The organism is Pseudomonas sp. c313 (assembly GCF_055407145.1).
The window spans coordinates 519,465-542,539 of the sequence record NZ_JBUZRD010000004.1 but is presented as its reverse complement, the minus strand read 5'-3'; the positions used below and the strand labels follow the sequence as shown (position 1 = coordinate 542,539).

The following is a 23,075-nucleotide window of genomic DNA, read 5'->3' as shown; positions in this document are numbered from 1 at the left end:
TAGTTTTTTGAGAACATCCCATACCCCGCTGTGACCGTACGACCAAAGTGGGTCGCTAAACGACGTATTTAGTCTAATTTTCACAACCGCAACTCATCATGTAGTATGCCTCAGCGCGCACTACATAACGTTAGGTCGATGTCTGCCCAAGCGCCGTCATAACCCCGAACACCCCGTCAGCAAGGTTTGCGCCGTTGATTGGAACCACCCAGCCGCCATCTATGGCATGTACTGGTGCCCAGGGTTTGTGGTTTAAATGGCCAGAGGCTTCATTGGTAAATTGAAAAGCTGAAAAGCGAATAGCTGAGCAGAGTGAGGCAAGCAATGACTGAACACGTTCAAGTCGGTGGCCTGCAGGTCGCCAAAGTCCTGTTCGACTTCGTGAATAACGAAGCCATTCCCGGTACCGGCCTCACCGCCGACCAGTTCTGGACGGGCGCCGACAAGGTCATCCATGACCTGGCCCCGAAGAACAAAGCCCTACTCGCCAAACGCGACGATTTCCAAGCGCGGATCGATGCCTGGCACCAGACACACGCCAGCCAGGCCCATGACCCAGTGGCCTACAAAGCCTTTTTGCAAGATATTGGATACCTGCTACCAGAAGCGGCGGATTTCCAGGCTTCGACCCAAAACGTCGATGACGAAATTGCCCGCATGGCCGGTCCCCAGTTGGTTGTGCCGGTGATGAACGCCCGTTTCGCCCTCAACGCCTCCAATGCGCGCTGGGGTTCGCTGTACGACGCGCTGTATGGCACCGACGCCATCAGCGAAGCCGACGGCGCCGAGAAAGGCCAGGGCTACAACAAGGTCCGTGGCGACAAGGTCATCGCCTTCGCCCGTGCCTTCCTCGACGAAGCCACACCGTTGACCGCCGGCAGCCACGTTGATGCCATCGGCTACAAGATCGTTGACGGCAAGCTCGTCGTCAGCCTCAAGGGCGGCAGCAACAGCGGCCTGCGCAGCGATGCGCAATTGATCGGCTACCAGGGCGATGCCGCCACACCGACCGCAATCCTGCTGAAAAACAACGGCCTGCATTTCGAAATCCAGATCGACGCCAGCACCCCGATCGGCCAGACCGATGCCGCCGGCGTCAAGGACGTGCTGATGGAAGCCGCCCTGACCACCATTATGGACTGCGAAGACTCCGTCGCCGCCGTCGATGCCGATGACAAAGTAGTGATCTACCGCAACTGGCTCGGCCTGATGAAGGGCGACCTGGCCGAAGAAGTGGCCAAGGGCGGCAAGACCTTCACCCGCACCATGAACGCCGACCGCCGCTACACCGGTGTCGACGGCAACGAAGTGAGCCTGCACGGCCGTTCGCTGTTGTTCGTGCGTAACGTCGGCCACTTGATGACCATCGACGCGATCCTCGACAGCCAAGGCAACGAAGTGCCGGAAGGCATTCTCGACGGTCTGCTCACCAGCCTGGCTGCGGTCCACAGCCTCAATGGCAACAACAGCCGCAAAAACAGCCGCACCGGTTCGGTCTACATCGTTAAACCGAAGATGCACGGCCCTGAAGAAGCCGCGTTCACCAATGAGCTGTTTGGCCGCATCGAAGACGTGCTGAAGCTGCCGCGCAACACCCTGAAAGTCGGGATCATGGACGAGGAACGCCGTACCACGGTCAACCTCAAGGCGTGTATCAAGGCGGCCAGCGAACGTGTGGTGTTTATTAACACCGGCTTCCTCGACCGCACAGGCGACGAAATCCACACCTCCATGGAAGCCGGCGCGATGGTGCGCAAGGCGGCGATGAAGACTGAAAAATGGATCGGCGCCTACGAGAACTGGAACGTCGATATTGGCTTGAGCACCGGCCTGCAAGGTCGTGCGCAGATCGGTAAAGGCATGTGGGCCATGCCTGACCTGATGGCCGCCATGCTGGAGCAGAAAATCGCTCACCCGCTGGCTGGCGCCAACACTGCCTGGGTTCCGTCGCCGACGGCTGCTGCGCTGCACGCGCTGCATTACCACAAGGTCGACGTGTTCGCCCGCCAGGCCGAACTGGCCAAGCGCGAGCGCGCGTCGATAGACGACATCCTGACCATTCCATTGGCCAGCAACACCGATTGGTCCGCCTCCGAGATCCGCAACGAACTGGACAACAACGCCCAGGGCATCCTCGGTTACGTGGTGCGCTGGATCGACCAGGGCGTGGGTTGTTCGAAAGTGCCGGACATCAACGACGTCGGCCTGATGGAAGACCGCGCCACCCTGCGCATCTCCAGCCAGCACATCGCCAACTGGTTGCGCCACGGCATCGTCAATGAAGCCCAGGTTCTGGAAAGCCTAAAGCGCATGGCGCCGGTGGTGGATCGGCAGAACGCCGGTGACGCGCTGTACCGTCCGCTGGCTCCGGATTTCGACAGCAACATTGCGTTTCAAGCAGCGGTTGAGCTGGTGATTGAAGGGACCAAGCAGCCAAATGGGTATACCGAGCCGGTGTTGCACCGTCGGCGTCGTGAGTTCAAAGCCAAAAACGGTCTGTGAGTAAACGCTAGAAACAACAAAGCCCTGGTCGAGAGATCAGGGCTTTTTTGTGGTACTGCATGTTGAGTTCGAACCTAAGGCGCCATCCCCAGCTCCCGCTTCACCAACTTTGCCAGCTTCACGCTATCAATCGGCTTGAGCAGAAAGTCCACCACACTCAAGTGCATGGCATCAATCACATCGGGGGCCTCGGCATCCCCGGACATGATGATGATCGGCAACGCGGCCCGGGTGGACCCCCGCACCTGGCGAATCAATTCCAACCCGTTACTCGGTGCCATCCGCAGATCGGTGATCAGCAAACCGATGGAGCTGCTGGTTTTCAATAAATTCCACGCGGCCTCGCCACTCTCAGCCGTCATACAGCGAATGCCATCCAGGCCAAGGATCTCCGCCAACAGTTCACGGGAGTCCTTGTCGTCGTCCACAATCAAGACCCGTTGTGGCGGCAAATCAGGCTCCTGCATTACGGCGCTCAGCGCCTCGCGTTCGGCATCACTCAAAATATCGTGGTCGGACATACGTTTCTCGGCAGTTCTGATCAATCTCCCAGCACAGAAGTCAGACATCACTAGAAGGGCACTCAATGTGCACTTCGTCGGAAAGTTTGCCTAGTGGGCGTTCTACGGGGTTTGGACGATATTCATATAAGGTTTTTCCCTAGCTGTGGAAGTCACATGTCTTGGCATAGCTACCTAGACTTACGTCCAATGGGCACTCGTAGCGCAGGAGTCGACCATGACGGACGATAACGACAAAAAAACTGCGGTCATGGTTATGAGTAAAGCTGATGCTTTCACACAAGCGGGGAAAACTGCTGTGTTGCAGAACATCCACGGCACCCTGCAATTTCTGCAACGCTTCCCGCCGTTCAACCAAATGGAAAACGCCCACCTGGCGTTTCTGGTGGAACAGTGCCAATTGCGCTTCTACGGCCCCCGCGAGAGCATTCTCAAACCCTCGGGCGGGCCGGTAGAGCACTTCTATATCGTCAAGCAAGGGCGCGTGATCGGCGAACGGCCGCATTCGGCCAAGAGCGGCACCGAAACCACCTTCGAAATCGCCACCGGCGAATGCTTCCCCCTGGCAGCGCTGCTAGGGGAACGGGCAACCCGCACCGAGCACAAGGCCGCCGAAGACACCTTCTGCCTGCAATTAAACAAACCGGCCTTCATCAAGCTGTTCGCACTGTCCAGCCCGTTTCGCGACTTCGCCTTGCGCGGGGTGAGCAGCCTGCTGGATCAGGTCAACCAACAAGTCCAGCAAAAGGCCGTGGAAACCCTCGGCACTCAATACTCGTTAAACACGCGCCTGGGCGAACTGGCCATGCGTCACCCAGTGACGTGCAGCCCACTAACGCCGCTGCGCGAGGCCGTGACGCTGATGCATGAGCAACAGGTCGGCAGTATTGTGGTGGTGGATGAGCACAAGGCGCCCCTGGGGATTTTCACCCTGCGGGACCTGCGCCAGGTGGTGGCCGACGGCACCAGCGATTTCACCCAGGGCATCGAGCGCCATATGACCCAGGCGCCGTTCTTCCTGACCCCGGACCACAGCGCGTTCGATGCGGCCATTGCCATGACTGAAAGGCATATCGCCCACGTGTGCCTGGTCAAGGATCAGCGCTTGTGCGGCGTGGTCTCCGAGCGCGACCTGTTTTCCCTGCAACGGGTCGACCTGGTGCACCTGGCCCGCACCATTCGCAACGCGCCACGGGTGGAAAACCTGGTGGCGATCCGTGGCGAAATCGGCCAGTTGGTGGAACGCATGCTGGCCCACGGCGCGTCGTCGACCCAAATCACCCACATCATTACGCTGCTCAACGATCACACCGTATGCCGGGTCATCGAACTGACCCTGGCGGACAAGGGCGACCCCGGCGTGGCCTTCAGTTGGCTGTGTTTCGGCAGCGAAGGCCGACGCGAGCAAACGCTGTATACCGACCAGGACAACGGCATTCTGTTTGACGCCAAGGATGCTGCCGAAGCGGCCGAGATTCGCGGCCGCCTGTTGCCACTGGCGCAACAGATCAACCAGAGCCTGGCGCTGTGCGGCTTTACGTTATGCAAGGGCAATATCATGGCCGGTAACCCGGAACTGTGCCTGTCGCGCGGTGAGTGGGCGCGGCGCTTTGCCGGCTTTATTCGCGAAGCAACGCCGGAAAACCTGCTCAAATCCAGCATCTATTTCGACTTGCGGGTGGTCTGGGGCGACGAGACGGGTTGCGATCAACTGCGCCAGGGCATTCTTGACCAGGTGGCGGACAACCGCTTGTTCCAGCGCATGCTGGCCGAGAACGCGTTGCGCCAACGCCCGCCGGTGGGGCGTTTCCGCGATTTTGTGCTGACCCGCAAGGGTAATGACAAAGCCACCCTCGACCTCAAGGTTCAGGGGCTCACACCTTTTGTCGACGGCGCACGCCTGCTGGCCCTGGCCAATGGCATCAAAGCCAACAACACCCTGGAGCGCTTGCGCCAACTGGTGGACAAGGAAGTCATCGAGCGGCTGGACGGCGCTGCCTACGAAGAGGCCTACCACTTTATCCAGCAAACCCGCATGCAGCAGCACCAACTGCAAACCCGCGAGAATCAGCCGTACTCCAATCGCGTCGACCCCGACAGCCTCAACCACCTAGACCGGCGCATCCTGCGCGAATCCCTGCGCCAGGCTCAGCGCCTGCAAAGCAGCCTGACGCTACGGTATCAGCTGTGAGTCTGTTCAGTTGGCTGCGCGCGGCCAAGCCAGGACTGGATGCCGGGCAACACGCCCGTCTGGCACAATTGCCGCCACCGCAAGCGCTTGGTGAAGGCTCATTGCGCGGGCAACGCTGGGTGGTGCTGGACCTGGAAACCAGCGGCCTGAACCTCAATCGCGATCAGGTACTGTCCATCGGCGCCGTGGTGATCGAAGACGGCGCCATCGACTTTTCCCAGCTGTTCGAACGCACCCTGCAAAGGGCCGAAACCAAACTCAGCCCCAGCGTATTGATCCACGGCCTGGGCCCCAGCGCCATCGCCGCCGGCAGCGACCCGGTCGAGGCACTGCTGGACTTCATGGCGTTTGTCGGCGACAGCCCGTTGTTGGCGTTTCATGCACCGTTCGATCAACACATGCTGGGGCGAGCGCTTAAGGACAGCCTGGGCTATCGCCTGGCCCATACGTTTCTCGATGTGGCCGACATCGCCCCGTTTTTGTACCCGCAGGCCAACATCCGCGAGGCCGGGCTGGATGACTGGATCGAGCACTTCAAGCTGCAGGTGGGCGAACGTCATCACGCCAGTGCCGATGCGTTGGCCACGGCGGAGCTGATGTTGATTTTGTTCAGCCGGGCACGGCGGCAGCAAATCGATAGCCCGCTGCTGTTGCAGCAGCGATTGAGCCAATGGAAGCGCCGCAGGCAGGCCCCGTCCTTTTAATCTTGAGCACAAAACCCTGTGGCGAGCGGGCTTGCCACAAAGGGTGTCATAACGCCCCTACCCGACCAACGCCAATTGCACCCGCCCTTCACCTCTGACACAATCGCGAATAATTCTCGTTAGTTTAAACTTCTCGATCGGTGTTGCCTTGTCGTCAGCCCAAAGTCCCCACAGTGAGCTTGTTGGCGCGTTATATCGCGACCATCGCGGCTGGCTGTTGGCGTGGCTGCGACGCAATGTGGCCTGCCCCAGCCGTGCCGAAGACCTGAGCCAAGACACTTTCATGCGCCTGCTGGGCCGTGAAGAGTTACGCGAACCCCGCGAACCCCGTGCATTCCTGGTGGCCATCGCCAAAGGCCTGCTGTTCGATTATTTCCGCCGCGCCGCCCTGGAGCAGGCCTACCTCACCGAACTGATGCTGATCCCGGAAAGCGAGCATCCCTCCCCGGAAGAACAGCAACTGATCCTCGAAGACCTCAAGGCCATCGACCGTTTGCTCGGCAAACTCTCCAGCAAGGCCCGAGCTGCCTTCCTCTATAACCGCCTCGATGGCATGGGCCACGCCGAGATCGCCCAGCGCCTGGGTGTCTCCGTGCCGCGCGTGCGGCAATACCTGGCCCAGGGCATCCGCCAGTGCTACATCGCCCTGTATGGCAAGCCACTGTGAATCAGTTCAGCTCCAAACCAGTATCGGCGCGGGTGCTGGACGCAGCCATCGCCTGGCAACTGTCCCTGGACTCCGGGGACGGCAGTGCCGTGGAGCACGAAGAGTTTCGCAAGTGGCTGGCCAGCAATGAGGAACACGCCCGCGCCTGGCGCCAGTTGGGCATGCTCGATCAGCGTTTCAGCGTGGCCTCGGGCCCGGCGCGCTCGGCCTTGTTGCAGTCGCGCGAAAGCATTCGTCGCCAGGTGCGCAAACTCGGCAGCGGCCTGGCCAGTGTGATGTTGGTGCTGGGCCTTGCGCTGTTCGCTGGGCAACGCTACATGCCGATCAACTATTGGCTGGCCGACCAGCGCACCGCCACCGGCGAGCAACGTACGCTGAAGCTGGCGGATGGCACCGTGATCAACCTCAACACCCATAGCGCCATTGATGTGCGCTTCGATGAAAAGCGCCGACTGATCGTGTTGCAGGAAGGCGAAATCCTCGTCGAAACCGGCCACAACGACGCCCGCCCGTTCATCGTCGAAACCCGCGAGGGCAGCCTGCGGGCCCTGGGCACGCGGTTTATCGTCAAGCGCGAGGACGACGGCACGCTACTCAGTGTCTTGCAGTCTGCCGTCGCCGCCCAGCCAGAAGCATTGCATCAGGAACAGATCTTCAAGCAAGGCCAGCAAGTGCTGATGCGCAGCGATGGCCTTGGCCCGCGGCTGGTCGTAGCCCCCGGCACCGACGCCTGGACCCGCGGCATGCTGGTGGTGGAAGACGCGCGGCTGGGGGATGTGGTTGAAGAGCTGGGGCGCTATCGCACCGGGTATTTGGGCGTGGACAAGCAAGTGGCAGACCTGCGGATCACCGGCAGCTTCCCACTGCACGATACCGATCTGGCGTTGAATGCCCTGTTACCAACCTTGCCGGTACAGATCCAGCAACGCACGCCGTGGTGGGTGACGGTAGTGGCCAAAACAGCGAACACCCCGTAGTTGTCGAGCTTGCTGCTACGGGGAAAAACCAGATAGAAATTATTTTCATTCAGCCCTATCACTTTTTGAATCTCGCTCGGCACATAGGCAATTGAGAAATATTTTCATTCAGGAGCCGCCCCATGTCCCGCTCGCTAGACACCTTGTTGCGCCCCAGCCTGTTAGCCGTGGCCATTGCCTTCTGCACCCCGCTGGCCAGCCCTTTGCTGATGGCTGCCGAACAGGCGTCCAGCGTGCGCACCTACAACCTGCCGGCCGCACCGTTGGCCAGCACCCTGAACCAGATCGCCAGCCAGGCCGGCCTGGCGCTGACCCTCAACCCGTCGCTGGCTTCGGGGAAGACCTCGACGCCGGTCAAGGGACAGTACGATGCACAGGGCGCGTTGCGCGAGGCATTGCGCGGGACAGGTTTGCAGTTGGAGCAAAGCAGCGCCGGGACATTCAGTCTGGTAGCGATTCCTGAAGGCGTTGTGTCGCTGCCAGAAACCAGCATTACCGGTCAGGCCAACTACGAAAGCGCCTGGGGTCCGGTGGAGGGTTATGTTGCTACTCGCACTGCGGCTGGTACCAAGACTGATACGCCAATTGTTGAAGCTCCCCGCTCCATGTCAGTGGTAACTCGCGCCCAGATGGAAGATCGCGGTGTGCAGAACCTCGATGACGCCGTGCGCTACATGCCGGGCGTGATCGCCAGCAGCTACGGCAGTGATTCCCGTGCCGACTGGTTGCGGGTTCGTGGCTTCGAGCCCACCCAGTTCCTCGACGGTTTGCCGCTGCCCAAGGGCTCTTACGCCAACCCGAAACAGGAAACCTGGAACCTTGACCGTGTCACCCTTCTGCGCGGCCCGGCGTCCTCGGTTTACGGCCAGACTCCACCTGGCGGCATGCTCGACATGGTCAGCCGTCGCCCACAGGCCGAAGCCAGCAACGCCGTACGCGCCGAAGTCGGCAGCAACAACCGCAAGCAGATCAGCTTTGACAGCACCGGCAAAATTGATGACCAGGGTCAGTTCCTCTACCGCGTCGACGGCGTGGTCCGTGACAGCGGCACGCCTATCGACCATATCGAAGACAAGCGCTACAACATCGCGCCAAGCCTGACCTGGAACATCAACGACGACACCCACCTGACCCTGCTCTCGCAGTTCACCCGCGACGATACCGGCATCAGTGGCCAGTTCCTACCGTTGCAAGGCACCAAGCTGCCTTCGCCAGCAGGCAAGATTTCCCATCACACCAACCTCGGCGAGCCGGATCAGGATTACTACGACCGCACCTACTACGCCCTGGGTTATGCCTTTGACCATCGCATCAACGATGTCTGGCAGTTCAAGCAAAACCTGCGCTACACCAAGAGCGAGCTGGCCTTCAACACTACCTACTCCAGCTACGGCGACACCGCTGTCGAAGCGGACGGCATGTTGAAACGCATCTACGACAAGGTCGACGAAGACATCTCGCAACTGGCAGTGGACAACAACTTCCAGGCGGACTTCCAGACCGGCGCCCTGAGCCACACCCTGTTACTGGGCCTGGATCACCAGCGCACCAACACCGACTACCACTGGATCGAAGGCAACGCCGCGAGCATCAACCCCAACCGCCCGATCTACAACCAGCCACGGCCTGTCGGTGCTCCCTCCACCTTCTACGACTACAACCAGAAGACCATGCAGACTGGTGTCTACATCCAAGACCAGATCGCCCTGGACAACTGGCGCCTGACCCTCGGTGGTCGTGAAGACTGGATTCATACCGGCACCACGTTCTTCAACAAGAACGACGCCACCAATACCCAGCGCGACAAGGCCTTCAGCGGTAACGCCGGCCTGAGCTATGTGTTTGATTCGGGCATCACCCCGTACATCTCCTATACCGAGTCGTTCCAGCCGACGGCGGGCGCCAGCGCCAGTGACACCGAGTCGTTCAAGCCTACCGAAGGCAAGCAGACTGAAGTCGGTGTGAAGTATCAGCCACCTGGCAGCAAAACCCTGCTGACCGCTGCCGTGTTCGACCTGCGCCAGCAAAACGTCTCCGTTGCCCAGAACAACATCACCAGCCAGATTGGCGAGATCAAGGTGCGTGGCCTGGAGCTGGAAGCCACTTCGGAAGTCAACGACAACCTCAAACTGGTGGGTTCCTACACCTACACCGACACAGAGATCCTCAAGGGTGATGACAAGGGCAACCGCATGAAACTGGTGCCCCGCAACCAGGCTTCGTTGTGGTCCGACTACACCTGGCGTTCGGGCGTTCTGGATGGTTTCGGCGTCGGTGCCGGCGTACGTTATGTTGGCGACACTTACGGCAACACTGCCAACACAGCCAATGGTCATGTCGGTTCGTACACCGTGTACGACGCTGCCGTGCATTACGACCTGAGCCGTATCAACTCAGCGTTGGCAGGTGTCTCGGTGGATGTCACCGCCAAGAACATCTTCAACAAGGACTACCTGTCGACCTGCGACGGCTCCTGGTGCTACTACGGTGACGAGCGCAACGTGGTGGCTGCCGTGAACTACAAGTGGTAACCCACTAAAGCAGCAACCCAAGGGTCACGGTCAAACCGTGGCCCTTTTGCATTTGGATGCCCCATGAAAAGCAAAACCATCCGCCGCTGGTCCTTCATCCACACCTGGGCCAGCCTCGTCTGCACCGTATTCCTGCTGATGCTGGCACTGACCGGCCTGCCGTTGATCTTTCACCACGAGATCGACCACCTGCTGGGCAACGAGCCCGAGTTGCAGCAGATGCCCGCCGATACGCCGCAACTGAACCTGGAACAACTGGTCACGGCGGCGCAGGCCCATCGTCCCGGCGAAGCCATGCAATACCTGGCCTGGGACGAGGATGACAAAAACGGCGTGATCACCATCATGGCTGCCACCGCCGGCACCGAACCCAATTCCTCCCACACCTTCATGCTCGACGCCCGCACCGGCGATGCCGTGGAAACGCCGTCAGCCAATGGCGGGCTGACGCTGTTCCTGCTGCGCCTGCACGTCGACATGTTCGCCGGCCTGCCGGGCAAATTGCTGTTGGCGTTCATGGGCATCCTGTTCGTGCTGGCGATCATCTCTGGCACAGTGTTGTACCTGCCGTTCATGCGCCGGCTGAAGTTCGCCACGGTGCGCCAGGACAAATCCACCCGCCTGCGCTGGCTCGACCTGCACAACCTGATTGGCGTCGTCACCCTGACCTGGGCGCTGGTGGTGGGCGTAACCGGTGTGATCAGCGCCAGCGCCGACCTGATCATCGCTGCCTGGCGCAATGACAGCCTCAGCGCGATGATCGAGCCCTACAAAAATGCCCCGCCACTGACCTTGCGCGCACCCGCCACGGACCTTCTGAAGATCGCCGAAAACGCCGCACCAGGTATGACGCCTGACTTTATCGCCTTCCCAGGCACGCGTTTTTCCAGCGAGCACCATTACGCGGTGTTCATGAAAGGCAGCACCCACCTGACTTCGCATTTGCTGACACCGGTACTGATTGACGCCAGCACGCTGCAAGTGACCGCCATCGCCGAACGGCCGTGGTACATGGACGCCATGGGCATGTCCCAACCGCTGCATTTTGGTGACTACGGCGGCATGCCGATGAAAATCCTCTGGGCGGTGCTGGATGTGCTGACCATCATCGTCCTGGGCAGTGGCGTGTATTTATGGCAAGTACGGCGCAAGGCGGCCAAGCCATGAAGCCCCGGCAGTCGAGTTTCTGGAAGGTGTTCAGCGTTCCACTGGGGATTGGCTTGCTCAGCGCGGCGGGTTTGTTCGCGGCGTTGCTGGGGGATGGCGCTTGGGATTCCTTGAGTTGGATCGGGCTGGGGATACCGGCGGTGATTGGGGCTTGGGCGTTGTTCAAGCGTTGAGATAGGCTAGGCCCTGCCCTATTCCGAGGAATTTCCATGTCCGCCCCAAGCATGACGTTGTTCCACAACCCCGCCTCACCCTTCGTTCGCAAGGTCCGGGTGCTGCTGTACGAGACCGGCCAGCAGGACCGTGTGGCCTTGCAGGCCGTGCTGGTCACACCGGTCAATCCTGCTGCTGAACTGAACCAGGGCAACCCGGTGGGCAAGATCCCGGCCTTGCGCCTGGCCGACGGCAATGTGTTGCACGACAGCCGGGTAATCCTCGATTATTTCGACCACCAGCACGTCGGCAACCCGTTGATCCCCCGCGAAGGCTCGGCCCGCTGGCGGCGTCTGACCCTTGCCTCGATGGCCGACGGGATTATGGATGCCGCCGTGCTGATGCGTTATGAAACCGCCCTGCGTCCGCCGGACAAGCACTGGGACCAGTGGCTGGAAGAGCAGCGCAACAAGATCCGCCGCACCCTCGCTGAACTGGAACGGGACGCCATTGCCGAACTAGCCAGCCATTTCGACGTAGCAGCCATCAGCGTGGCCTGTGCCTTGGGGTACCTGGATTTTCGCCACCCGGATATGCAGTGGCGGTTGGATAACCCAAGGCTGGCAGCCTGGTATGCCGAAGTCAGCCAGCGGCCGTCGATGCTGGAGACCCAGCCACCGGTTTGACCGGTAATGTCGGTGGCGGGGGAAACAGCGTAATAATCCTCGCCACCAACTGCGCACCCACCCGCTGATCTTCGCGCAACCCCAATGACCTACTCATGAACCGCCTCCAGGTCAAACTCCAGCGGCTCGACCGTTTTGTGTTTGCCCACGCCATACCAGTCCAGTTTGCGCGTCAGCACCATCACCGTGCCCAGCAGGCCGAACAGCAGCAGCGAGCCCATCAACAGCGCGTAATCCTCGGCACTCAATAACCCGTACAACAAGCCATACAACGCCGCCAACCCCGCCGAAAAGCCCAAGCCATGGGCCACACTACGCAACACATGGCAGACATAAAAACCAATCAACAACACACAGGCGCTGGCCGAGATCAGGTACGCCAGGGCAAAGCCGATGTGCTCGGAGAGTGACAACAGCAGCAGGTAGAAAAACGCCAGGGCCACGCCCACCAGCGCGTACTGGATCGGGTGCACCGCCAGGCTCTTGAGCACTTCAAAGAGGAAGAAGCCGGCAAAGGTCAGGGCGATAAACAGCAGCGCATATTTGATCGCCCGATCGCTCTTGAGGTACTGGTCCACCGGGTCGATAAAGCTCACGCCAAAGCTGCGGCCGTTGAAGTCTTCACAGCCGCGCTCCGACAGGCAACCTTGCAGCGCCTCTTCCAGGTTGGTGGAGAAAAACGAGGTCTGCCAATTGGCGGTGAAACCTTCGGCGGAGATCTCCCGCTGGGCTGGCAGGAAGTTGCCGATAAAACTCGGATGCGGCCAGTTGGACGCCAGCTTGACCTGGCTGGTCTTGCCCACTGGCACCACTTGCAATTGCTCGGTGCCTTGCAAGCGCAGGTCGAAAGCGAAATCCAGGGGCGCCGGTTTCTTGCTGTCTTGCTGGGGCAACATCACATGCACCCCGTCCCCCAGCCAACCGACCTGAGTGCCCGGCGAAAACTCCAGGCGCTGAGTGCCCAGCTCCAGTTTCAGGGCATTTTCGATACCGCGAATATCGCTGATGCCCACCGCCAGAAATCCCTGGTCAAACTGGTAATCGGCAAAGTTTTCCTTGATGCCCAACTGCTCCGGCAAAACAAAGCGGCCACTGATGCGGTTGTCGGCATGGAATAGCCGCGCCTGATAGATACCCCGTGCCCGCAGTTCGGTTTGCACCTTGGCGTCGAGCTCAAAATGCTCCGGCAGGAAATACAGACGACCGCGCACTTCACGGGTTTCCTCGTAGCGCTTGTTGAGCTTTTCATTGAGCTTCCACTCGCGGACGGTCTTGCGATAAGGCACCACCAGCACCGGGCCACTCAGGCGCTGGCTGTAACTGGAGCTGCTGGCAATGTCCATCAACACGCCGTCACGCAGCTGCTGGCGGTCGTTGATGATGCCGTCGATCATCAGCAACGGAATCAGCAACAGCAGGATCAGCAGCGCGATGGCGCCCAGTTTGAATAGCAGGCTGCGGTTCATGGGTCTCTCCCTGTTTGAATGGGGAGAGTTTGTGGCGGGTATGTAGAGGCTTTGTGGAGGTGATGTGGAGAGTCTGTGGAGACTCTCCAGCGGGGTCTGTCAGTTGACCACGTTACGGTGGCTACCCTTCTCCAGAATGCTCAACAGCACCTGCGCGGCCTTGGCCCGCAACTCCGCAAGTGCCGCCTCGGAGTAGAACGCCACGTGGGGCGACAGCAGCACATCATCACGGCCGAGGAACTGCTCCGGGATGCCCTGGCGCTCATCCTCGTAAACGTCCAGCCCGACGCCGGCCAGCAGGCCGTCGACCACCGCGTCGCGCAAGGCCTGGCCGTCGATGATCGGCCCGCGCGCGGTATTGATCAGATATTTGCCACTGAGGGCCGCCAACTCACGTGGGCCGATCAGGTGATGGGTTTGCTCGTTGAGCGGTGCGTGGATGCTTACCAGGTCGACCTTGTGCAACAGCTCGGCGAGGGTTTCACACCGCTGGATACCCAGGGACTTCTCCACGCCACTGCACACATGGGGATCGAAAAAACTCACCTGGCAGCCGAACGCCTTGAAGCGCAACGCCGCCGCCATGCCGATCCGCCCGCAACCGATGATCCCCACCTGCAACTGGCTCAGGCGCGGCAAGGCGCCCACTTCACGCCAGTCCCAACTGCCACGGGACACCACCGTATGACCGCGCGGCAACCGACGCAGCAGCGACAGAGCCATGGCCACCGCATGATCGGCGACCTCTTCGGTGCCGTAGTCCGGCACGTTGGCCACTTCAATATTGCGCTGGTGTGCAGCCGCCAAGTCGATATTGTCAAAACCCACTGCCGCACGCACGATGCCCCGGCATTGCTCCAGCCGGTTGATAAACGGCGCTTGCAAAGGCACCAGATGCCAACTGATCAACCCGTCGCACTGCAACGCCGCTTGCGGCAGGTCATCGGCGCTGGCGGTCTGGAACAGCGAGACCGTAGCCCGCCCGCCAAACACCTCTTGTTCGATGTCGGCCTTGGTCACGTAGCTGTTGTGAAGCGAGTCGATGATTCCAATTTTCATGGTCTGTCCTTAGATAAGCCAACGAATCGCTGCGCAGGAAAGCGTGCCCGCAGCGACGCCGAGCAAGGTGTTTTTGAATTTCCAGACCACCGCCACGGTGATTGCCGCTGCCAGCCAGATCGACACATCGCCGGTGGCCAGTTTCGGGCTGATCAGCGCCGCCAGCAGCGCGGCCGGAAGGTTCTTCAGGAAGCGTTCGGTAAAGCCGTTCAGGCTCGTGCGCTCGGCGGTCACCAGCAAGCCGCCGATACGGGTCAGGTAGGTGACCAGGGCCATGCCGATGATCGCGGCCAGTTCCAGTTCACTCATGGCCGGCCTCCAGTTGCCCCGACTGCGGGAGCGCGGCCACCAGGGCACTGGCGATAATCGCCGCAATCACCACCGACGCCTGGCCGATACCCGGCAATTGCGCGGCGTAGAAAGCAATCACGCCAGAGAGCAGCCAAGTGAAGAAGTCCAGCGAGCGCCGCCACAGCAACACCATCAACGACAGGAACATCGCGACAAAGGTGAAGTCCAGGCCAAAGTCCGTCGGCCGTGGGATATGGCTGCCCAATTGCGTGCCCAGCAGCGTGCCGCCGACCCAGCCGAAATAGATCAGCAAGCCCGCCTGCACGAAGTAACGCAGGGACGGTGCCGACTGCTTGAATCGATGCTCGGCCAGCGCCCAGGTTTCGTCGATCAGCAACAGGGCGAACGCCGGGATCAACTTGCGTTTGGGCTCGTTGCGAAAGGCCGGTCGCAGCGACAGGCTCATCAGCAAGTGTCGCAGGTTGACCAGTAACGTCGTCATCACAATCGCCACCACCGACAACTGCCCGGACTGCCACTGCTCCACTGCAACAAACTGCGAAGCCCCGGCGAACACCATCAGGCTCATGAAGGTGGCGGCCAGGGGCGACAGCCCGGCCTTGCTGGCCAACACGCCGAACACCAGGCCGAAGACGAAGCCGCTGATGACGATCGGCAAGGCATCCTGCAAGGCGTCGCGAAATTGCAGTTGAGGCTTCATTCCATGGCCCTCTCGAACAATTCCAGCACCCGATCTTCCAGGGCGGCCTCGCACACTGTGACCCGGATCAAATTGGCGAACGCCGGGTGCGGCGGCCGGTGCACGGCGATCCGATGATCCAGCAAGTGCTCCTGCAAATGCTGCGCAGCAGCATTGGACGGCAACAACAGGCTGACGAAATTGGTTCCGGACGGCAGCACCCGATAACCCGCACGGCGCAAACGCTGGCTGAAGGCATCACGCAACAGGGCGTTATTGACCCGAATGGACTCGGCGTGTGGCCGGTCCGCCAACACGACTAGGGCGGCGTGTTGCACCAGGCCGCCGACAGCGTAGTGAATGCGCACCTTGTTCAGCATGGCGATGATGGCCGTATCGGCCAGGGCAAATCCCAGGCGCAACCCGGCCAAGGCGTAAGCCTTGGACAGCGAGCGCACGCGGATGCAGCCTTCCACCGTCCGCTCGCTGTTCATCTGCAGGTCGGGGCAAAAATCCAGGTAGGCCTCGTCCAGCAACAAGGTGCAGTCCTCGGGCAATGACGCCGCCAGCTCCTCGATGGCCTCGGACGACCACCAACTGCCGGTGGGGTTGTCCGGGTTGGCCAGGTAAACCACCTTGGCCCTGGAGCGCACCGCTTCGAGCAACAAGCCGGGAATGTTCACTGTCAGGCTGGTGTCGGTGCGGTGGTACGGGGTTTCGATCACCTCGCACCCGGCGGCCCTGGCGAAATAAGCGAAGGTCGGATACGTACCGGCACTGCACACCACGCGATCCCCCGGCACGCACAAGGCCCGCAGGCACAGGGCGAGGACGGCATCGGCGCCGCTGTCCAGGCACAATTGCGCCGGATTAAAACCGTGGGCCGTCGCCAGCGCCTGGCGCAGGGCAAAGGCTTGCGGATCGCCGTACAGCCGCGCGTGCTCACAGAAGTCATCGCCATATTGCTCGCGCAGGGCAGTCAGCGGCGCATCGAGGCATTCATTACCGCCCAGGCGCAGGTCGACCTGCATGCCGGTGCGTTGCTGGAAGGCGACCATGCCGGGAAACGGGTTGGGGTTATCCAGGTCCACCAGGTGGCTGGCAAAACGATTGAACATAGCGGTCATTCCGGGAATGTGCAGGATTGGCCCTGCCAATTGGTGTACTGCAGATACTCACCATCACTGCGCCGCTCAAGGGTCGGCTGGCCGATGATCAAGTCCAGGGGCACCGTGTATTTGCCGGTCTTGTGGGGCAGCACGTATTCCGGTACGGCGATGTTGGACAACCGGCGTTTCATGCGGCTGACCAGGGCGACGGCCGCGCTGATATCGGTGCGAAAGGCCTGGGAGCCTGGGGAGAACGGCATGAAGTGGTACAGGTAATGGGGCTGGATGCCATGGCGATAGAGCTTGAGACACAACTCGGCCATGGTCTCGTAATCGTCATTGATGCCACTGAGCAGCGGGATGTTGGCAAACAGGATCGGGCATACCGAGCGCAGCCGCTTGACCGCCACCAGGAAATCCTCGGTCACTTCACGGGGATGGACGATGTGCAGGCCGATGGCGGTGACGTCGTGGCGACCGAGGATCTCCACCAGTTGCGGGGTGATGCGGTACGGATTGAAGGTAAGCGCACGGGTGTGCAGGCGAATGATCAGGTTCGGGCGAATGGCCCGCAGGTCACTGAGGTAGCCGTCCAGGTGCTTGTCGGAATGCATCAACGGCTCGCCGCCGCTGAGAATCACTTCGTCGAGTTGTGGGTTCTGGCGGATGTAGTCGAGGGTGTCGAGCCAGTCCTGCTTGCGCATCGAGCTTTTGACGGTTTGTTTTTCCAGGGTGCGCAGCGCTTCGTAGCAAAACTGGCAGTAGGCGTGGCAGACGTTGGCCAGGCGCAGGATGACGCGGTTGTCGTATTTGTGCTGGCAGATCGGGGTGACCATTTCATCGGGCAACTCCCAGTTTTCCGACTCGCCGTCATAGCCCAGCGCCTGGGTAGCGGGGCTGCTGCTCCAGTCCGGAATCAGTTGGCGCCAGAACGGATCATCGGCCAGGGGGCGCATGTGCTCATCGACTTTGATCAGCCCCAGGGTGTAGGGCGTTACGGTGAGCTTGCGGTTTTCCAGGTGTTCGCCAATGCGTTGCAGCCAGCCATCCTGCTCCAGGCCCGGGAAGTAACTAAGCAACTCGTCGAGCTTGGTCACCGCATTGCGTTGCTGCCATTTCCAGTCGCCCCAATTGTCCAGGTTGGTCACGGCCAACTGGTGGGTGTGCTGGGGTGTCGATACCGACGGTGACAGGGCCTCAGTCATCTCTATTCCTCCTGAATTAAGCTGAACGTTGCCGCCCAGGCTTACGCCAGAAATCCCGATCACCCAAAAACAGTAGTGGCTCTGCTGTGATAACTGTTAGAAAATTCGTCCTAACACTTCGCGGTACAGGTTACAGGGATGGAACTCATACTAGACCGCTCACCCAATGTTGCCGTCATCGAGCAACTGGTGGGCGCCATCAAGGACGCAATCGGACGCGGCGAGATCAAGCCCGGGCAGCGCCTGCCGTCGATTCGCAAACTCTGCGCTACACACGACCTGAGCTACCACACGGTGGTCAGCGCCTACGAGCGCCTGGAAATCAACGGCTTTATCAGCGCCAGCCAGGGCCGTGGTTTTTTCGTCGAGGCCCAGGCGGCCGGCAAGCCACTGGCTGCGATCCGGCTGGAGCCTCTGGAAGCCGCTGACCGGGGCAACCTGAACGCCTTCTGGCGGATTTTCCACGGTGATGCCTACAGCATGAAACTGGGTTGCGGCTGGCTACCACCAACCTGGCGCGACACCCAGGCCCTGGCGCGGATCGTGCGGCGCACTGCCAACTTCGCCCACAGCTCGCTGATCGAATACGGCGACCCGCTCGGCCACCTGCCGCTGCGCCAGAACCTGGCCCAGCACCTGCACAACAAGTTGGCGCTGACGGTCAATCCTGATCAGGTGCTCACCACTCTCGGCGCTACCCAGGCCCTGGATTTGGTGATCCGCAAGCTTATTGAACCGGGCGACTGTGTGCTGGTGGACGACCCGTGCAACAGCAACCTGGTGCAGTTGCTGGCCCTGCGCGGTGCAACCGTGGTCGGTATCCCGCGCCTGCCAGACGGCCCGGATATCGAGACGCTGGAAAAGGTTCTGGCCAGTCGCCCGGTCAAGGCGTTCTTCATCAACTCACAATTTCATAACCCCACCGGTTCGTCATTGAGCCCACAGAACGCCTTCCAGATTTTGCAGCTGTCCTATCAGTACGACCTGCTGTTGGTGGAAGACGATGTCTACGGCGACCTGACCGGTGAACACGGTACGCGCCTGGCGACCCTCGACGGCTTGCGCAAGGTGATCTATATCAGCAGTTTTTCCAAAACCCTGTCCGCCAGCTTGCGGGTGGGCTATCTGGTGGCGCCGACTCACCTGATCGCCGCGCTGGCGGATTTGAAACTGCTGACCAGCGTTGCCGTGCCGAGCTTCTGCGAGCGTTTTCTCAGCGCGATCCTGTCGGACGGGATTTATGAGCGGCACCTGAACCTGGTGCAGCGCAAATTGCAGACCCACCAGGCGATTGCCCAGGCCAGTTTCCAGCGCTGGGGTTGGGAGATTTTTCATCTGCCTGATGGCGGCTTGTTCCTCTGGGTACGTCACCCCAGGCTGAACCAAATTGACGAGTTTCTGGAGCGCGCCTACAAACACGGCATCCTGCTGGCCCCCGGCCAATTGTTCAGCGCCGATGGCCACAAGAGCAACTGGCTACGGATCAACGTGGCGCACCTGGACCCGGCCAAGGCTCAGTGGCTGTTCCAGCTATAAGTCAGCCGGCAGCCACAGCACCACTAACACTCCCCCGGCGACATTGCCGATCTGCAAACGCCCACCGTGCAACTGCATCACTTCTTCGACAAAGTTCAGACCCAGGCCGGTGCTTTTGCGCCCGCTGGCGGGTCGTGGCAGCGAATAAAAGCGCTCACTCAAGCGCGGCAGAGCGTAGTCGGGGATCGCTTCAGCCTGGTTGAACAGGCTCAGCTCAATCTGCTTGTCCCGACGTTGAGCGGTGAAGCGCAAGGTGCCGCCGGGCGGGGTGAAATCCAGGGCGTTTTCCAGCAGGTTGCCCAAGGCCTGACGTAGCAGGAAGGGTTCACCGAACAGTCTGAGGTCCGCCGCAATGCCCTGCTCCACCTGCAAGCCGGCACTTTCGATCCGCGCACATTGCGCCTTGAGCACTTCGTCCACCAACACTGCCAGCGGCAAGGCGCTTTGTTCTTCCAAGCCCTGGCGTTGCTCGACCTGGGCCAGGTTCAGCAAGCGTTCGATCAACTGCTGCAAGCGCGCACTTTCGCTGTCGATATTGCCGACAAAACGCTGCTGCTGAGCCTGGGACATTTCCCCCTGCAACAGCTCCGCCGCGCCGCGAATAGCCGCCAGCGGGCTTTTCAATTCATGGGTCAGGGTATGCACGTAGCGCTCGACGTAAGCCTTGCCTTCCAGTTGGGTGCGCATGTGTTCCACGGCGGTGGACAGTTGTTCCAGCTCGCCACCCCGGTAATGCGGCAACTCGGCGCGATGCCCTTCGCTGACCGCCTGGGCGTAGGCCGTCAACCGCCGCAGCGCCGCACTCAGCCACCAGGACAACAACGCCCCGAGCAACAAACCCAGCGCCACCAGCCCGGCGCCGTACCACAGCAAACGGCGCTCGGTGCGGTCGACATAGGGTTGCAGCGAACTGTTGGGCTTGGCCACGGTGACCACACCGATGATCTGCCCGTTATCGCGGATCGGCGCGCCCACGTGCATCACCGACGAAGCCGGGTCTTCGGCATCGCTGCGGGTCGAGCGGGCACCGTATTCGCCACGCAGGGTCAGGTAGACGTCGTTCCATTTCGAGTAGTCCTGGCCCACCGCTTCGCCACTGGAGTCGAGCAACACGACGCCCTTGGCGTCGGTGACGTAGATACGGTGATTGACCTGATTTTTCGCCAGGCCCCAGATGGTCGCTCCGGGCTGACGGTCGCCGTAAGCCTTGAGCACCGTCGGCCAGTGACTCTGCCCGAGAGTTCCCTGCTTGACGTCGTCTCGCAGGATTTCCGCCAGCAGGTTGGCGGTGTCCACCAAGGTTTCTTCGGTGGACTGGCGCACGCCTGGGCGGATTTCCTTCATCACGGTGCTAAGCACAAAGTAGCCAGTCAGGCCGATAAACAACGCATAAACCAGGAAAATCCGCAGTCCCAGGCGCATCAGCTGTGGCTCGGGCTGTAGCTGTAGCCCAGGCCGCGATGGGTCTGGATCGGCTCGGCCTCGGCGGCAACACTACGCAATTTGCTGCGCAGGCTTTTGATATGGCTGTCGATATTGCGCTCATAACCGGCGTCCGCCGGCACGCCCACGGCATCCAGCAATTGCTCGCGGCTGAACACCCGCTCGGGTTGCTCCAGCAGGCAGTTGAGCAAGCGAAATTCGTGGCGGGTAAGGTTCAAGGCCTGGCCACGGTAGCTGATTTGCACCCGCTCCTGATCCACCTGGAACCGACCGCCGTTCGCCGGTGCCACGACAGGCGTCACGCGCTTGAGGATTGCCTTCACCCGCGCCGCGACTTCCCGTGGGCTGAAGGGTTTGACCACGTAGTCGTCAGCGCCGATCTCCAGGCCCACCACCCGGTCGATCTCGCCGTCGCGGGCACTGAGGAACATCACCGGCACTTCGCTGAAGCGGCGCAATTGCTTGCAGGTTTCAAAGCCGGTGATATCCGGCAGGCCAATGTCCAGGATGATCAAATCGGCCGGGGTCTGGCGCTGATGGTCCAGCGCCGCCTGGCCGAGGGTCAGCCAGGTAGTGGTGAAACCTTCGCCTTGCAGGGCAAAAATCAGCGTGTCGGCTATCGCCGCTTCGTCTTCGACAATCAGGATATGAGGCATGGCGTCCGAGCACTGGGGAGCAAAGGTGAACGGTGCCGGATGCCTCATCCGGCGTCAATCAGCAGTCGGGTTTGTCGGCGGTATAACGTCGGGCCGGGTTCACGGCAGCACCGAACTCACGCAGGGCCTTGGCGCCGATCAGCAGCGGGTAGTTGAAGCTGCTGCGGTCGGTCAGGTTGACCTCGACGGTGCGCTTGACGTTGCCCAGGCACATTTCCAGGTCGACCACCGGGCGTTTGGCAACGCTGGCGTCATCCTTGTCTTCATCCTCGTCGGCACGGCTCTTGATCTTGCTGATGCGCGCGACCTTGTGCTCGTAAACCTTGTTGCTGGCGTCCTTGCCGCTGAGGCGAAAACGTACCCAATCCTCGCCGTCGCGGGTAAAGCTCTCGATGTCCCGAGCCGACAGCGAAGCGGTTAGCGCGCCGGTGTCCATCTTGGCCTTGAAGGTTTCACCGATTTCCGGGAGTTTGATGTACTCGTAGCGCCCGTAGAGGGTGGGCTCGGCGGCCATGACCGGCAGGGCTACGAGGGCTAACAGGGCAAGGATGGCTTTCACGTAGGAGATTTCCTTGGATAGAGTAGGCAGTGGGGGTTTAGACAGTAGCCGGGGAATTGGTTCGCTTTACGCAGCATACCCTGCCACTACCCTTGCGTTTCGCCAGACCGTCCAGAACTGGGTCAACCAGCTCTGGATGGAAAAGGATGCGCGTATCCAAGCATTACGCCGCGCCAGTCGTTAGCTGCCAGCGCCCCAGATACCGCTCAGGTTTTGCAACAGTGAACCGCCGATGCCCTGGTCACCCAGGTACTTGAGGATCACCGGGGCGAACTGGCCAACCATGCCACTGTCCATGCCCAGGGCGCTGAACGCGGTGTTCAGGTCATTGGTGTCTTTCACATTACCCAACACACCTTCCAGACCTGAGGTCTTGCTGCCGCCGCTCTGGCCGAGCATGCCGCTCAGAGCGCCCAGGCTGCCCAGTGCGTTGTTGCCCGACAGCTTGTCCAGGCCCGGCACACTCTTGCCCAGTTGTGAGTAATCGGTACCGCTCAGCTGATTCTTGGCCAGACCCAACATGGCGCCGGTACCACCGACAGCCTGCTCCGGTGTCACGTTCAATTGCGAGGTCAAGGCGCCCAGCAAACCGGCGGTTTGTGACGTCGGCGCTGCGGCAGCAGCCTTATCGCCACCCTGCATGCCGGAAATGGCGTTGGCCGCGTCGTTAAGGTTAAAGCCTGCTGCAAACACCGGGCTGGCAGCCAGGGTCAACAGGCAAGACAGGGCAACACCGTGTGAAATCTTCATCGAGACAACCTCTGGATTAGGAACTGCACCCCTACACACGGGGGGGCCAAAGCAGGCGTTTGACCGGGCACGCTCAAGAATTGTTCCGCGTTGGCCGGCGCCTGCAGATTTGTTCAGAAATTGAAGCGTTTCGACGGAGAACCAGGCGAGGCAAGGCCATTTGACATCACTGGAGCCAGTATTCATTGGACCAAAGGCCGGA

General features: G+C 60.8%; 21 protein-coding genes. 10 read left to right on the top strand and 11 right to left on the bottom strand.

All coding sequences use genetic code 11. The features are described from left to right. The first annotated feature begins 324 nt into the window (after window positions 1-324). Window positions 325-2,502, top strand: a complete 2,178-nt coding sequence (locus ACZRKZ_RS16145) for a malate synthase G (protein ID WP_463982067.1) — start codon at window positions 325-327, stop codon at window positions 2,500-2,502. Between the two features lie 74 nt (window positions 2,503-2,576). Here the strand turns inward: ACZRKZ_RS16145 and ACZRKZ_RS16140 are convergent, their stop codons facing one another. Beyond that, entirely contained in the window at window positions 2,577-3,023 is a 447-nt protein-coding gene (locus ACZRKZ_RS16140; RefSeq protein ID WP_463967857.1) for a response regulator, read from the bottom strand. 256 nt (window positions 3,024-3,279) lie between these two features. On the opposite strand from ACZRKZ_RS16140, the gene ACZRKZ_RS16135 reads away from it, so the two are divergent. The 8 genes from ACZRKZ_RS16135 to ACZRKZ_RS16100 all read left to right on the top strand — a co-directional run bounded on the left by ACZRKZ_RS16135 (window position 3,280) and on the right by ACZRKZ_RS16100 (window position 12,099). Next, window positions 3,280-5,214 carry a putative nucleotidyltransferase substrate binding domain-containing protein gene (locus ACZRKZ_RS16135; RefSeq protein WP_463982094.1) on the top strand — a complete coding sequence of 645 codons (1,935 nt, stop codon included), beginning with the start codon at window positions 3,280-3,282 and terminating at the stop codon, window positions 5,212-5,214. Next, window positions 5,211-5,918, top strand: coding sequence for a 3'-5' exonuclease (locus ACZRKZ_RS16130; protein ID WP_463982066.1), 708 nt, complete (start codon window positions 5,211-5,213; stop codon window positions 5,916-5,918). The genes ACZRKZ_RS16135 and ACZRKZ_RS16130 overlap by 4 nt, the downstream gene beginning before the upstream one ends. 148 nt (window positions 5,919-6,066) lie before the next feature. After that, a complete protein-coding gene (locus ACZRKZ_RS16125) occupies window positions 6,067-6,585 on the top strand; it encodes an RNA polymerase sigma factor (protein WP_133102323.1) in 519 nt (172 codons plus the stop codon). Beyond that, window positions 6,582-7,562, top strand: coding sequence for a FecR domain-containing protein (locus tag ACZRKZ_RS16120; RefSeq protein ID WP_463982065.1), 981 nt, complete (start codon window positions 6,582-6,584; stop codon window positions 7,560-7,562). Before ACZRKZ_RS16125 ends, ACZRKZ_RS16120 begins: the two co-directional genes overlap by 4 nt. 122 nt (window positions 7,563-7,684) lie before the next feature. After that, on the top strand, window positions 7,685-10,093 hold the full coding sequence (locus tag ACZRKZ_RS16115; RefSeq protein WP_463982064.1) for a TonB-dependent siderophore receptor: 2,409 nt from the start codon (window positions 7,685-7,687) through the stop codon (window positions 10,091-10,093). A 63-nt stretch (window positions 10,094-10,156) separates the two neighbouring features. Continuing rightward, entirely contained in the window at window positions 10,157-11,260 is a 1,104-nt protein-coding gene (locus tag ACZRKZ_RS16110; RefSeq protein WP_463982063.1) for a PepSY-associated TM helix domain-containing protein, read from the top strand. After that, a complete protein-coding gene (locus ACZRKZ_RS16105; protein WP_463982062.1) occupies window positions 11,257-11,433 on the top strand; it encodes a hypothetical protein in 177 nt (58 codons plus the stop codon). Before ACZRKZ_RS16110 ends, ACZRKZ_RS16105 begins: the two co-directional genes overlap by 4 nt. Window positions 11,434-11,469: 36 nt before the next feature. After that, window positions 11,470-12,099, top strand: a complete 630-nt coding sequence (locus tag ACZRKZ_RS16100) for a glutathione S-transferase family protein (RefSeq protein WP_463967851.1) — start codon at window positions 11,470-11,472, stop codon at window positions 12,097-12,099. Between the two features lie 89 nt (window positions 12,100-12,188). Here the strand turns inward: ACZRKZ_RS16100 and creD are convergent, their stop codons facing one another. From creD to ACZRKZ_RS16070, 6 genes are all read right to left on the bottom strand, one after another. After that, entirely contained in the window at window positions 12,189-13,565 is a 1,377-nt protein-coding gene (creD, locus tag ACZRKZ_RS16095; protein WP_463982061.1) for a cell envelope integrity protein CreD, read from the bottom strand. A gap of 99 nt (window positions 13,566-13,664) precedes the next feature. Further along, window positions 13,665-14,624: a C-terminal binding protein gene (locus tag ACZRKZ_RS16090; RefSeq protein WP_463982060.1), complete on the bottom strand. Its 960-nt coding sequence runs from the start codon at window positions 14,622-14,624 to the stop codon at window positions 13,665-13,667. A gap of 9 nt (window positions 14,625-14,633) precedes the next feature. Next, a complete protein-coding gene (locus ACZRKZ_RS16085; RefSeq protein ID WP_133102330.1) occupies window positions 14,634-14,933 on the bottom strand; it encodes an AzlD domain-containing protein in 300 nt (99 codons plus the stop codon). Beyond that, window positions 14,926-15,636 carry an AzlC family ABC transporter permease gene (locus ACZRKZ_RS16080; RefSeq protein ID WP_149413434.1) on the bottom strand — a complete coding sequence of 237 codons (711 nt, stop codon included), beginning with the start codon at window positions 15,634-15,636 and terminating at the stop codon, window positions 14,926-14,928. Before ACZRKZ_RS16080 ends, ACZRKZ_RS16085 begins: the two co-directional genes overlap by 8 nt. Next, window positions 15,633-16,733 carry a pyridoxal phosphate-dependent aminotransferase gene (locus ACZRKZ_RS16075; protein ID WP_463982059.1) on the bottom strand — a complete coding sequence of 367 codons (1,101 nt, stop codon included), beginning with the start codon at window positions 16,731-16,733 and terminating at the stop codon, window positions 15,633-15,635. Before ACZRKZ_RS16075 ends, ACZRKZ_RS16080 begins: the two co-directional genes overlap by 4 nt. A 5-nt stretch (window positions 16,734-16,738) precedes the next feature. Next, window positions 16,739-17,929, bottom strand: coding sequence for a KamA family radical SAM protein (locus tag ACZRKZ_RS16070; protein ID WP_463982058.1), 1,191 nt, complete (start codon window positions 17,927-17,929; stop codon window positions 16,739-16,741). A gap of 138 nt (window positions 17,930-18,067) precedes the next feature. On the opposite strand from ACZRKZ_RS16070, the gene ACZRKZ_RS16065 reads away from it, so the two are divergent. Beyond that, window positions 18,068-19,465, top strand: coding sequence for an aminotransferase-like domain-containing protein (locus ACZRKZ_RS16065; RefSeq protein WP_463967846.1), 1,398 nt, complete (start codon window positions 18,068-18,070; stop codon window positions 19,463-19,465). Here ACZRKZ_RS16065 and creC read toward each other — a convergent pair. The 4 genes from creC to ACZRKZ_RS16045 all read right to left on the bottom strand — a co-directional run bounded on the left by creC (window position 19,460) and on the right by ACZRKZ_RS16045 (window position 22,873). Continuing rightward, the gene (creC, locus tag ACZRKZ_RS16060; RefSeq protein WP_463982057.1) at window positions 19,460-20,887 is read right to left on the bottom strand and encodes a two-component system sensor histidine kinase CreC; all 1,428 of its coding nucleotides are present in this window, start codon (window positions 20,885-20,887) and stop codon (window positions 19,460-19,462) included. The two genes, ACZRKZ_RS16065 and creC, sit on opposite strands and share 6 nt — an antisense overlap. Next, a complete protein-coding gene (gene creB, locus ACZRKZ_RS16055) occupies window positions 20,887-21,564 on the bottom strand; it encodes a two-component system response regulator CreB (protein ID WP_463982056.1) in 678 nt (225 codons plus the stop codon). Before creB ends, creC begins: the two co-directional genes overlap by 1 nt. A 58-nt stretch (window positions 21,565-21,622) precedes the next feature. After that, complete coding sequence (gene rloA2 / locus ACZRKZ_RS16050; RefSeq protein WP_463982055.1) at window positions 21,623-22,123, bottom strand: retropepsin-like aspartic peptidase RloA2; 501 nt, start codon at window positions 22,121-22,123, stop codon at window positions 21,623-21,625. A 180-nt stretch (window positions 22,124-22,303) separates the two neighbouring features. After that, on the bottom strand, window positions 22,304-22,873 hold the full coding sequence (locus ACZRKZ_RS16045; RefSeq protein WP_149413428.1) for a DUF2780 domain-containing protein: 570 nt from the start codon (window positions 22,871-22,873) through the stop codon (window positions 22,304-22,306). Between the last annotated feature and the right edge of the window lie 202 nt (window positions 22,874-23,075).

What these genes read in the sequence shown, in the direction of transcription:
- ACZRKZ_RS16145 (WP_463982067.1), top strand. Translation starts at nt 325, where the DNA reads ATGACTGAACACGTTCAAGTCGGTGGCCTGCAGGTCGCCAAAGTCCTG.
- ACZRKZ_RS16140 (WP_463967857.1), bottom strand. Translation starts at nt 3,023, where the DNA reads ATGTCCGACCACGATATTTTGAGTGATGCCGAACGCGAGGCGCTGAGC.
- ACZRKZ_RS16135 (WP_463982094.1), top strand. Translation starts at nt 3,280, where the DNA reads ATGAGTAAAGCTGATGCTTTCACACAAGCGGGGAAAACTGCTGTGTTG.
- ACZRKZ_RS16115 (WP_463982064.1), top strand. Translation starts at nt 7,685, where the DNA reads ATGTCCCGCTCGCTAGACACCTTGTTGCGCCCCAGCCTGTTAGCCGTG.
- ACZRKZ_RS16110 (WP_463982063.1), top strand. Translation starts at nt 10,157, where the DNA reads ATGAAAAGCAAAACCATCCGCCGCTGGTCCTTCATCCACACCTGGGCC.
- ACZRKZ_RS16105 (WP_463982062.1), top strand. Translation starts at nt 11,257, where the DNA reads ATGAAGCCCCGGCAGTCGAGTTTCTGGAAGGTGTTCAGCGTTCCACTG.
- ACZRKZ_RS16100 (WP_463967851.1), top strand. Translation starts at nt 11,470, where the DNA reads ATGTCCGCCCCAAGCATGACGTTGTTCCACAACCCCGCCTCACCCTTC.
- creD (WP_463982061.1), bottom strand. Translation starts at nt 13,565, where the DNA reads ATGAACCGCAGCCTGCTATTCAAACTGGGCGCCATCGCGCTGCTGATC.
- ACZRKZ_RS16090 (WP_463982060.1), bottom strand. Translation starts at nt 14,624, where the DNA reads ATGAAAATTGGAATCATCGACTCGCTTCACAACAGCTACGTGACCAAG.
- ACZRKZ_RS16085 (WP_133102330.1), bottom strand. Translation starts at nt 14,933, where the DNA reads ATGAGTGAACTGGAACTGGCCGCGATCATCGGCATGGCCCTGGTCACC.
- ACZRKZ_RS16080 (WP_149413434.1), bottom strand. Translation starts at nt 15,636, where the DNA reads ATGAAGCCTCAACTGCAATTTCGCGACGCCTTGCAGGATGCCTTGCCG.
- ACZRKZ_RS16075 (WP_463982059.1), bottom strand. Translation starts at nt 16,733, where the DNA reads ATGTTCAATCGTTTTGCCAGCCACCTGGTGGACCTGGATAACCCCAAC.
- ACZRKZ_RS16070 (WP_463982058.1), bottom strand. Translation starts at nt 17,929, where the DNA reads ATGACTGAGGCCCTGTCACCGTCGGTATCGACACCCCAGCACACCCAC.
- ACZRKZ_RS16065 (WP_463967846.1), top strand. Translation starts at nt 18,068, where the DNA reads ATGGAACTCATACTAGACCGCTCACCCAATGTTGCCGTCATCGAGCAA.
- creC (WP_463982057.1), bottom strand. Translation starts at nt 20,887, where the DNA reads ATGCGCCTGGGACTGCGGATTTTCCTGGTTTATGCGTTGTTTATCGGC.
- creB (WP_463982056.1), bottom strand. Translation starts at nt 21,564, where the DNA reads ATGCCTCATATCCTGATTGTCGAAGACGAAGCGGCGATAGCCGACACG.
- ACZRKZ_RS16045 (WP_149413428.1), bottom strand. Translation starts at nt 22,873, where the DNA reads ATGAAGATTTCACACGGTGTTGCCCTGTCTTGCCTGTTGACCCTGGCT.